The organism is Frankia tisae (assembly GCF_025403405.1).
GTDB lineage: Bacteria > Actinomycetota > Actinomycetes > Frankiales > Frankiaceae > Frankia > Frankia tisai.
In genome coordinates, this window is sequence record NZ_JANEZT010000021.1 from 23,140 (window position 1) to 33,821 (window position 10,682).

9 protein-coding genes are annotated in these 10,682 nt (G+C 70.7%); 4 read left to right on the forward strand and 5 right to left on the reverse strand.

Going from position 1 to position 10,682, the window contains the following annotated elements:
- Positions 1 to 125 precede the first annotated feature (125 nt).
- The 5 genes from gyrB to dnaA all read right to left on the reverse strand — a co-directional run bounded on the left by gyrB (position 126) and on the right by dnaA (position 7,857).
- Positions 126 to 2,060 (reverse strand): DNA topoisomerase (ATP-hydrolyzing) subunit B, encoded by a 1,935-nt coding sequence (gene gyrB / locus NBZ85_RS03715; protein ID WP_261555076.1) that lies wholly within the window; start codon positions 2,058 to 2,060, stop codon positions 126 to 128.
- A 312-nt stretch (positions 2,061 to 2,372) separates the two neighbouring features.
- Entirely contained in the window at positions 2,373 to 3,062 is a 690-nt protein-coding gene (locus NBZ85_RS03720; RefSeq protein ID WP_261561517.1) for a DciA family protein, read from the reverse strand.
- Entirely contained in the window at positions 3,052 to 4,209 is a 1,158-nt protein-coding gene (gene recF, locus NBZ85_RS03725; protein ID WP_261559326.1) for a DNA replication/repair protein RecF, read from the reverse strand. The genes NBZ85_RS03720 and recF overlap by 11 nt, the downstream gene beginning before the upstream one ends.
- 1 nt (position 4,210) lies before the next feature.
- Complete coding sequence (dnaN, locus tag NBZ85_RS03730; RefSeq protein ID WP_261559327.1) at positions 4,211 to 5,392, reverse strand: DNA polymerase III subunit beta; 1,182 nt, start codon at positions 5,390 to 5,392, stop codon at positions 4,211 to 4,213.
- A gap of 848 nt (positions 5,393 to 6,240) precedes the next feature.
- Positions 6,241 to 7,857: a chromosomal replication initiator protein DnaA gene (dnaA, locus tag NBZ85_RS03735; RefSeq protein WP_261559328.1), complete on the reverse strand. Its 1,617-nt coding sequence runs from the start codon at positions 7,855 to 7,857 to the stop codon at positions 6,241 to 6,243.
- Positions 7,858 to 8,638: 781 nt separating this feature from the next.
- Here dnaA and rpmH point away from each other — a divergent pair.
- From rpmH to yidC, 4 genes are all read left to right on the forward strand, one after another.
- On the forward strand, positions 8,639 to 8,776 hold the full coding sequence (rpmH, locus tag NBZ85_RS03740) for a 50S ribosomal protein L34 (RefSeq protein ID WP_009741462.1): 138 nt from the start codon (positions 8,639 to 8,641) through the stop codon (positions 8,774 to 8,776).
- Positions 8,777 to 8,805: 29 nt separating this feature from the next.
- Entirely contained in the window at positions 8,806 to 9,219 is a 414-nt protein-coding gene (gene rnpA, locus NBZ85_RS03745; protein ID WP_261559329.1) for a ribonuclease P protein component, read from the forward strand.
- Positions 9,216 to 9,833, forward strand: a complete 618-nt coding sequence (yidD, locus tag NBZ85_RS03750) for a membrane protein insertion efficiency factor YidD (RefSeq protein ID WP_261559330.1) — start codon at positions 9,216 to 9,218, stop codon at positions 9,831 to 9,833. The genes rnpA and yidD overlap by 4 nt, the downstream gene beginning before the upstream one ends.
- A gap of 12 nt (positions 9,834 to 9,845) precedes the next feature.
- Positions 9,846 to 10,682: membrane protein insertase YidC (yidC, locus tag NBZ85_RS03755; RefSeq protein WP_261561518.1), on the forward strand; the 837-nt coding region annotated here is incomplete at its 3' end.

Sequence of the window (10,682 nt, forward strand, 5' to 3'; positions counted from 1 at the left end):
GGGCGTCCCGGCGGAGGCCGGGCTGTCCGGCGGGGCGCCAGCCACGATTCCCCCGGGCCGTCCCGGCCAGCCGGTGCCAGGCGGCGGCCGCGGGGGCCGGACCGCCGCGGCCGCGCTGCGCCGCGTCAGATGTCCAGGAAGCGCACGTCCTTGGCGTTGCGCTGGATGAAGCTGCGGCGCGCGTCGACGTCCTCGCCCATGAGCACGGAGAACAGCTCGTCGGCGACGGCCGCGTCATCGAGGGTGACCTGCAGCAGGATGCGCTTGTCCGGGTCCATGGTGGTGTCCCACAGCTCGGTCGCGTTCATCTCGCCGAGGCCCTTGAACCGCTGGATGGCGTCCTTGGGCAGCTTGCGTCCCGACTCCACCCCGCGCTGGACGAGCCCGTCACGCTCGCGGTCGGAGTAGGCGTACTCCCAGTCCTCCCGACCCCACTTGATCTTGTAGAGCGGGGGCTGGGCCAGGAACACGTGGCCGGCCTCGACCAGCGGCCGCATGAACCGGAACAGCAGGGTCAGCAGCAGGGTCCGGATGTGCTGGCCGTCGACGTCGGCGTCCGCCATCAGTACGATCTTGTGATAGCGCAGCTTGGCGATGTCGAAGTCGTCGTGGATGCCGGTACCCAGGGCCTGGATGAGCGCCTGGACCTCGGTGTTCTTCAGGACGCGGTCGATCCGGGCCTTCTCGACGTTGAGGATCTTCCCGCGCAGCGGCAGGATCGCCTGGAACTTCGAGTCCCGGCCGCCCTTGGCCGAGCCGCCCGCCGAGTCACCCTCGACGATGTACAGCTCGCAGCGCTCCGGGTCGGTGTACTGGCAGTCGGCGAGCTTGCCGGGCAGACCGGTGCCGCCGAGCAGGCCCTTGCGCCGGGTCAGGTCCCGGGCCTGGCGGGCCGCGATGCGGGCGCGCTGGGCGTCGAGCGCCTTGTTGACGATGGCCCGCGCCTCGGTCCGGTTGACCTCGAACCAGTCCTTCAGCGCCGAGTAGCACATCTCCTGGACGAACTTCTTCGCCTCGGTGTTGCCGAGCTTCGTCTTCGTCTGCCCCTCGAACTGGGGCTGCGCGAGCTTCACCGAGATGATGGCGGTCAGGCCCTCGCGGATGTCGTCGCCGGACAGCCGCTCGTCGCCGCTCTTGGCGCCCGCCTTCACCGGCTTGAGCAGGTTCTGGTCCTTGGCGTAGGCGTTGACGGCGCTGGTCAGCGCGGCGCGGAAGCCCTCCTCGTGGGTGCCGCCCTCATGCGTGTTGATCGTGTTCGCGAAGGTGTAGACCGACTCGCTGTAGCCGCCGTTCCACTGCATCGCGAGCTCGGCCTCGATGCCGACGCCCTTGGCCTCCAGCGAGATGACGCTGCGGTGGATGGCGTCCTTCGTGGCGTTGAGGTGCCCGACGAAGTCGACCAGGCCGTTGGTGTACCGGTAGGTGACCTCGAGGCGTTCCTCGGGACGCTCGTCGATCAGGGTGATCGTCAGGCCCTTGTTGAGGAAGGCCATCTCCTGCAGGCGGCGGGTGAGGGTCTCGTACTTGTACTCGGTCGTCTCGAAGATCGTCGGGTCCGCCCAGAAGGTGACCGAGGTGCCGGTCTTCTTCGAGGTGCCGGTCTTCGCCAGCGGCGCGGCCGGCCGGGTCCCCACGTACGGCTGGAACCAGACATGGCCCTCCCGCTGGATCTCCACGTCGAGCCGGGTCGACAGCGCGTTGACAACGCTGACGCCGACGCCGTGCAGACCACCCGAGACCGCGTAGGACTTGCCGTCGAACTTCCCGCCTGCGTGCAGCGTCGTCAGCACGACCTCGATCGCGGGCCGCTTCTCGGTGGGGTGCATGCCGACGGGGATGCCGCGGCCGTTGTCGATGACGCGGACGCCGCCGTCGGCCAGCAGGCTCACGGTGATCGTGTCGCAGTAGCCGGCCAACGCCTCGTCGACCGCGTTGTCGACCACCTCGTACACGAGATGGTGCAGGCCACGCTCCCCGGTGGAGCCGATGTACATGCCCGGACGCTTGCGGACCGCGTCAAGACCTTCGAGAACCTTGATCGAACTTGCATCGTAGGCCACGCGGCGGGTCCCCTCGTTCTGGGCGGAAGTATCCACCAGTCTACCCGCCGACCCGTTTTAGCGGACGCAGGGTGACCCCTGACGACTGCGCAGCGCCCCGTACGGCGGGATGGTGAACCCCCCTACCGGACCGCGGCATCCCGAGGCCTTGACGCGCCTTCACGACGGTCACCCGACGCGACGATCAACCGGCGCCCACATGATCGCCTCGAGTTGCGGGCGCGAGCCGGGGCGAGCCGGGGCGGCGCGCAGGAAGATCCCGCGGTGGCTCGGCCCCGCGGCCCGGCCGGGCGCCGGACTCGGGCGCCCGACTCAACCGTAGGTGTCGCGCGGGCCGCGGCCGTTGGTGCGGATCGATCCGTGCCGCCACGACGGGGCCGTCGGGCCCCGCACCGTGATCCGCCGGACAACCTGCGGACCGAGCTCCCGGTGCAGGATGGCGAGGATCTGCCGGGACAGCATGCGCAGCTGGGTCGCCCAGGCCGTCGACTCGGCGACGAGTTCGAGCTCGCCGTCCCGCAACGAGACCGGAGTGCAGTGGTCGGCGATGTCCGGGCCGACGATGACGTCCCACCGGGCGAGCACACCGGCGTCGTCGGCCTGCGCCTGCCAGCCGCGCGTGGCGAGCAACCGGCCGATCGCCGCGCCGAAGGAGACCGGGTCACGCCACTCCCGGCCGGGGCTGGCGATGCCCGGCAGCCGTGGGCGCTGCGGGACCCGGTCGTCGTCCGCACCGGACCGCGGCCGGCGGCCGGCGCGGTCCCCGGCCGCGGATTCCCCACCGGGCCCACCGGCCGGCCCCGCTGAACCGAGGTCACCGGCGGAGGGGCCGAGCCAGGAACCGCCGATGCGGGTCGAGCCGCCGCGATGTCCCCGCGCCCGCTCGCGGGCGTCCCGCTTGGCCTGGGCGAGGATCTCCCGAGCCAGGTCGGCGCCGCGTCCCTTACCCGACGATGGGGATGGGGATGGGGCGCCCTGGTCGTCCTCGGGTTCAGGAGGCACGGCGTACCTCTCCCGCGGCGACGACGAAACAGGTGCCGGCCAGCTCGGCCGGCACATCCGCCTCGACGGCGGCCGTGACCAGCACCTGCTCCGCAGGGGCGACGAGTTCGGCGAGGCGGGACCGGCGCCCGGCGTCCAACTCGGCGAAGACGTCGTCGAGGAGCAGGACGGGCTCGCGGTCGTCGGCCCGCAACAGCTCGAACGAGGCGAGCCGCAGAGCGAGTGCAAGCGACCAGGACTCGCCGTGGCTGGCGTAGCCGCGCGCCGGTCGCCCGTCGACGGTCAGCAGCAGGTCGTCGCGGTGCGGTCCGACCAGGGTCTGCCCGCGTTCGACCTCCCGCGGGCGGGCGGCCACGAGCTCGGTTCGGATCGCCTCCTCCCACGCCTGGCGGTCGGGCCACGCCTGGCCGTCGGGGAGGACCGGCCCCTGCTGCTGCGGCGGCGGCACGCTGGCCCGGTACTCGAACCCGACCTGGGCCTGCGTGCCGGCCACCGCCGCGTACGCCCCGGCCACCCCCGGGCGCAGCGCCTCGACGAGGGCGAGGCGGGCCGCGAGTAGTTCGGCGCCGTAGCTGGCCAGGTAGCCATCCCAGACGTCCAGGGTGCGCAGGTCGCCCTTCCCACCGGATCGCCGGGCCGTCCCGGCGGTACGCAGCAGGGTCGAGCGCTGCTTGAGGACCCGGTCGTAGTCGGCGAGCACCGCGGCCATCCGGGGGGTGCGGGCGACGAGCAGTTCATCAAGGAACTGCCGCCGCCCCGCCGGGTCCCCCTTCACCAGAGCAAGATCCTCCGGGGCGAACAGGACCGTGCACAGCAGCCCGAGGACATCGCGGGGCCGGGAGACCGGCGCCCGGTTCAGCCGGGCCCGATTCGCCCGCCCCGGCACGATCTCGAGCTCCACCAGGGCCGCCCGGTCGCCGCGCACGATCCTCGCCCGCAGCACGGCGTGCGACGCGCCCTCGCGCACCAGAGGGGCATCCGCGGAGACCCGGTGGCTGGCCAACGTCGCGACATACCCGATTGCCTCGATGAGGTTCGTCTTCCCCTGGCCGTTGCGACCGACAAGCGTGGTCACTCCTGGACCGAGGGCGAGATCCAGGGACGGGTAGGACCGGAAGTCGACGAGAGACAGGTGGGTGAGGTGCACGTCACCCGTGCAGGCGGATCGGCATGAGCAGGTACCGGTAGTCGGGCACCTCGCCGTCGCCGTCGGACTTGCCGGTGAGGATCGCCGGTTTGTTCGCCGCGACGGCCGGGTCCTCGGCGCTGGCGAAGCCGACCCGCACGATGTCGGACTCCAGCGCGCCGAGTGCGTCGAGCAGGTAGGACGGGTTGAACGCCACCGAGAGCTCCGGGCCGTCATAGGTCACCGGCAGTGTCTCCGTCGCCTGCGCCTCGCCGCCGGTGCCGGCCTCCAGGACAAGATGATCCGGGGAGAACGACAGCTGCACCGGGGCGGTCTTCGCCGCCACCAGGGCGACTCGCTTGACCGCCTCCTGCAACGGCGCGATCTCGAGCTGGGCGATCAGCGGAGAGCTGTCCGGCAGCAGCTTGCGGAAGGGCGGGAACTGGCCCTCGAGCAGCCGAGTGGTCGTCTGCCGGGTGGAACCCGCGAAGCCGGCGAGCGTCTCCCCGGACGGACCCGTCCCCAGCGCGATCGAAACCTCCACCCCGGAGCCGGACAGCGACTTGGCCGTGTCCAGCAGCGTACGAGCGGGGACGAGGGCCACCGTGACGGGTGCCGGCGCCGCGTCCGGGTCGTCGGCGGAGTCGTCCGGACGCCACTTCAGCGTGCGCACAGCGAGCCGGTAGCGGTCGGTCGCGGCGAGGGTGAGGGTGTCGCCGTCGATCTCGATACGGACGCCGGTGAGCACCGGGAGGGTGTCGTCGCGCCCGGCGGCGATCGCCACCTGCGCGACCGCCGCGGCGAAGGCCGATCCCTCGATGTGACCGGTGACGGGGGGCATGGCCGGCAGTGCCGGGTAGTCGTCCACCGGAAGCATCGGGAGCGCGAACCGGGCGTTGCCACAGGTGATCACGAGCCGGGTGCCGTCGATGCCGAGATCGACCGGTGCGGCCGGCAGCGCCCGGGTGATCTCCGCGAGCAGCTTGCCGTTGACGAGAGCGCGACCCTCCTCCGACACCGTGGCGTGCACCGTGCCCTGCGCGGCCACCTCGTAGTCGTAGGCGGCGACCTTGAGCATCGGCCCGGTGGCGTCGAGAAGGAGGCCCGACAGCACCTGCAACTGCGTGGTCGGCCGGCTCGGCAGCGTGCGGGCGGTCCAGGCGACCGCTTCGGTGAATTCGTCCCGTTCCACCCGGAACTTCATGGTTAGCCCTCCTTCGTTCCCTCCGGTGTTCGGAGTCAGCCCGTCGGGAACACCGATCAGCATCCCAGAGTGCCAGGCGGCCTCGGCGGGCGGTCGGCCTCACCGCGAACGTCACGGGGAGCCCACGAAGTGGCACAGATCGCGCTCGTTCAAGATCGCGAAAAGTTGTCCACACCCCCTAGTACTTAGAGCTTTTGATCTTTGAAGAAAAAATTTAAGTTCGTGGTGGTAGTAGGGGCTGTGGATGCTGGGGATAACTCACGTTTTCGCAGGTCAGAGGCATGATGAGCCGGTGCAAAACCTGTGGGTGAAGCTGTGGGTTCGCGCAGTGGATTTCCACATGCTCGGACGTTGTCCCCAGGGACCACTTTGTCCCTCCACAGGCCATCCCCGAGTTATCCACAGGCTGTCCACGGCTTCTTCCACCGATCTGCCCCCGGGATGTCCACAAGGTTTTCCACAAGCTGTGGGTGGCACCACCTAGTGGGCTCGAGGGCGCCGGGTGGGTGTGCTAGGGGATGCCGCGCGGAGTCCATGCCCGCGGCGGCGACCCCCATGCTGTGGCACTCACCCCATGGGGTCGCCCGGCCGGGTGGCGCGCAGCCCGCCCGCCTCGACGCGTGAGTGTCGGAAGCCGATCGGCTCCGGGTTGAGCGCTGTCCCGGCAGCGTGCCCCCCGAACCGACGCCTGTTGCGGTGCGTTCTGGACGGTTCGGGCCCGCAGACCGTGCAGAACGCACCGCAGTCCGCCCAGCCGCAGTGGCCCCGGGCGCGGGCCACTCGTGCGCGGTCCCAGGAGCAGGGACCGGTGTCCGCCCGCCTGCTGCGGCCGGAGGGCCCTGCCCGCGTCAGGGCTGGCGGGCCTGGACCCTGATGCGGTTGGTCAGTTCGGTGACCTGGTTGTAGATCGCGCGCCGTTCGGCCATCAGGCCGCGGATCTTGCGGTCGGCGTGCATGACCGTCGTGTGGTCACGGCCTCCGAAGTGCTGGCCGATCTTGGGCAGCGACAGGTCGGTCAGTTCGCGGCACAGGTACATGGCGATCTGCCGGGCCGTCACCAGCACCCGACTTCGGGAGGTGCCGCACAGGTCGTCCATGGAGACGCCGAAGTACGCCGCGGTCGCGTTCATGATCGCCGCTGCGGTGATGTCGGGGTTGCCGGCGTCCGGGATGAGGTCCCGCAGCACGATCTCGGCGAGCGTGCGGTCGACGTGGGACTTGTTCAGGCTCGCGAACGCCGCGACCCGGATCAGCGCCCCCTCCAGCTCGCGGATGTTGCGCTCGATGTGCGTGGCGATGTACTCGAGCACGTCGGGCGGCACGGGCAGGCGCTCGGTGGCGGCCTTCTTCGACAGGATCGCGATGCGGGTTTCGAGGTCCGGCGGGGTGATGTCGGTCATCAGGCCCCACTCGAACCGGCTGCGCAGCCGATCCTCGAGCGCCGAGAGCTGCTTGGGCGAGCGATCGGAGCTGATGACGATCTGCTTCTCGCCGTCGTGCAGGACGTTGAACGTGTGGAAGAACTCCTCCTGCGTCCGCTCCTTGTTCTCCAGGAACTGGATGTCGTCCACGAGCAGGACGTCGATGTCCCGGTAGCGGCGCTGGAAGGCCTGCTGGCGATCATCTCGGATCGAGTTGATGAAGTCGTTGGTGAACTCCTCCGAGCTCACGTACTTGACCCGGGTGTTCGGGTAAAGCTTCAGCGCGTAGTGGCCGATCGCGTGCAGCAGGTGGGTCTTGCCGAGCCCGGAGTCCCCGTAGATGAACAGCGGGTTGTACGCCTTCGCCGGCGCTTCGGCGACGGCCACCGCGGCCGCGTGGGGGAACCGGTTGCTGTCTCCGATGACGAAGGTCTCGAAGACGTAACGGGGGTTCAGCCGGGCCTGCGCAGGCTCGGTCTCCAGCGGCGCGGCGTCGCGGCCGAGTCCCGCAGCCACCCGCATCGGCGGGGCGCTCTCGGTGGAATCGGGGAAGGGCAGTTCGCCGTTCACCGCCTCGCCGGCCGCCGGCGAGGCGGCGGATCCCCTCCCCTTGCCGGAGTCCGTGGCCCCCGCGCCGCCCGATCCGCGTCCCCGGGAACCGCCGGGGTCCCGCTGTGCGTCGCCCTCCCCCGGCCGGACGATCCTGATCGGACCGCTCATCGGCTCCGGATCGGGCAGGTGCTCGACGGTGACCGCGACCCGGATCTCCCGTCCATACGCTGTGGACAACGCTGTGGACAGGAACGGTCGTAGCCGCGAGTCGAGAAGCTCCTTGGTGAACTCGTTCGGAGCGGCGAGCAGGGCGGTGTCCTGCACGAGGCCGAGCGGGCGGGTCAGCCGTAGCCACGCGCGCTGCTGGGCGGACAACGTGCCGTCGGCGACCCCGGCGACGGCGTGGCTCCAGACCGCGGCCAGGTCCGGGTCGCCCGTAGGTTCCTCCCCGAAAGGTAGACCGGCGACGGAGTCGGCGCGGGGGTTGGACACGGGGGCTCCTCGGGCAGTTCGGTACGGTTTGCGGGCGGTGCTGGCCCCTCAGGTGGGGGGTACGTCGCGGATGCTGATGTGGTCCCGGTCCGGCCGCGACCGGGACGCCTCGTCCCGATGGTTCTCCACATCGTCGTCCACAACCTGTGCATGGACGCGGCAGGGCCTCCGGCGTGGCGTAAGCGGGTCACTCCCCGTGCGGCGCTCGACTCCGGCGCGTCATCCGGATCTGCCTCGGCCTCCGCTGATCGCCCTCTCCACAGGCGTTTTCCACAGGCCAGAGCGCACCCGGCCGGTGGGCCCCTGAACGCGGGCCTGCCCGGCACCGTCCGGCACCCGCGTGCACGTGATGTCGCCCAGGGATCGTAAGGCGCCGCCTGCCCGGCTGTGTCGGGGGCGGACGAGAACGGGCGGGCCTTGGCCGGGCGGCCAGGCCGACCCGGGTCGGCAATCCCAGCCGTGTGGCATTTGCTTACGAGCAGTCACGTCGGTGGCCGGTGCCCGTCCGGGTGTGGGCCACGGTCGGGCCTGCGGTGGCTTCGGGTCGGCTGCGTCGAGCCACGGTCGTGGGCCGGGTGGGCCGGTCCGGCTCGAGGTGACGGCGAAAGGGGCGCGGTCGCCGGGTCGGTTCGCGGCGCCGGCATGTGTAGGCTAGGTCGAACCGCGGTGTTAGACCGCTCCGTTTGTCGTGGGATGCGCTTGCGCGGGCCGTGTGGTGTGGCCCACCCCCCTCGGCGACAGAGCTCACCGCCCGCGTCCATCTTGCAGACGGAGTCTTCACGTGAGTAAGCGCACCTTCCAGCCGAACAACCGCCGGCGGGCCCGCACACACGGGTTCCGGCTGCGCATGCGGACCCGCGCTGGTCGTTCCATCGTCTCCGCCCGCCGTCGCAAGGGCCGCAGCGAGCTCTCCGCCTGACGGCGGGTTCCTGCTGTACCCCGGCTGTCATGCTTCCTGAGGGTTCCCGCGTGCGGACCCGGGCCGAACACGCCCGCGTGGGGACCGCGGGCCGGCGGACCCGGTCCGGCCCACTAGTTGTCCACAGCTTGTGGACAACTAGTGGTGAGTCCCCGCGAGCGGGTTTCGTCGTCGGCCGCCGGGTCGGCAACGCCGTCGTGCGCAACCGGGTGCGCCGCCGCCTGCGCGAGCAGGTGCGGGCCCGATTGGGCCAGCTGCCTGCGGGGACCATGCTGGTGGTGCGCGCTCTGCCGGAGGCGGCCTCGGCCAGTTCCGAGCTGCTCGGCCAAGCCCTCGACGACGCGCTCGCGCGTGCTGCGCGCGCGGCCTCGGACGCCCCGCGCGACAATGCCCACGCGCGTCGGGTCCGGGCCCCGCGGCCCGTGGTGGGGAGCAGCCGATGACCGCCGGGATTGTCTTGCTCGTGGCGCTGGCGGCGATCGCTGCCATTGATCTTTCCCTGGCCTCCGGGGCGGCCCGCAGGCACCTGCCGAGCGTCGCCCGCACGGCCGACGGCGCGGTTCGGGGCCCGCTTGCCTGGGCGCTCGCCGGGCTTGTGCGGCTCTATCGGGCCGGGTGGTCCGGTCGTAACGCCGGCATGTGCCGGTTCGAGCCGTCGTGCAGCGCCTACGCGTTGACGGCCGTTCGCCGCCATGGCGGCGTGCGCGGCGGAGCCCTGGCCGTCGGCCGGGTACTGCGCTGTCAGCCGTTGTCGGCTGGCGGGTACGACCCGGTCCCCGGCGAGTCCGCCGGTCCGCCCGCCGGGCGTCCCCCGCCCGCCGGCGGACCGTCGGATACAGGGGTCCGGTCGAGCACAGGCACGGATCCGGGAACCAGCGTGGGGCCGAGAGTCGTTCGCAACCTCAGGGGCGTGGCGACCGTCTCCGAACATGGTGACCGCGCGATCGCGCCCGGGCACACCGGTGCCGTCGCGCCGGCCCACAGGCATGGCTTTCCGTCTCCGGCCGAGGGGACGCGGGCCGAGATCGTCGGTTCCGGTCGCGGACCGTGGGCGTGAGGAGTCCGAACGTTGTTGAATCCCCTTTACCATCTCGCGGCAAACGCGATCGTCTTCTTCCATAAGGGATTCGCGCCGATCTTCGGCGCCGACAGCTTCTTCGCCTGGGCCTTCTCGGTCGTCCTGCTTGTCATCGCCGTCCGCGTCCTGATCTTCCCGCTGTTCGTCAAGCAGGTGAAGTCGCAGCGGACGATGCAGATGATGCAGCCGCGGATCAAGGAGATCCGGGAGAAGTACGGGCACGACAAGCCCCGCATGCAGCAAGAGATCATGGCGTTGCAGAAGGAGCATGGCAACCCGCTTCTGGGCTGCCTGCCGATCGTGCTCCAGATCCCGTTGTTCATCTCGCTGTTCCACGTGTTCACCCACCTGGCTCCGATGAACGAGGGCCCGAACGGGTCCCTCGTCTGGCGGCCCCGGGTGGGGTTGTCCGCGGAACAGGTCGAGCAGATCGCCTCGGCCAAGGTCTTCGGAATCTCGCTCGCCAGCGAGTTCGGTTCCGACAGCGACTTCGTGCACTTCCTCGGGGTGAACAGCACCCACGTCAAGATTCTCGCGGTCGTGCTGATCGTGCTGATGGGTCTGACCACCTTCATGACCCAGCGGCAGATCATGGCCCGCACCGGGCCGGTGGACCCGCAGCAGGCGATCGTCCAGAAGGTCCTGCTCTACGGCTCCCCGCTGATGCTCGCGGTCTTCGGGTTCCGGTTCCCGATCGCCGTGCTGCTCTACTGGCTCACCACCAACCTGTGGAGCATGGGTCAGCAGTTCTTCGTGATCAAGCGGATGCCGCCGGTCCGCCCGCTCCCCGCCAGTGGCCGGCTCCCCGGCGCCCGCACCGCGGCCGAC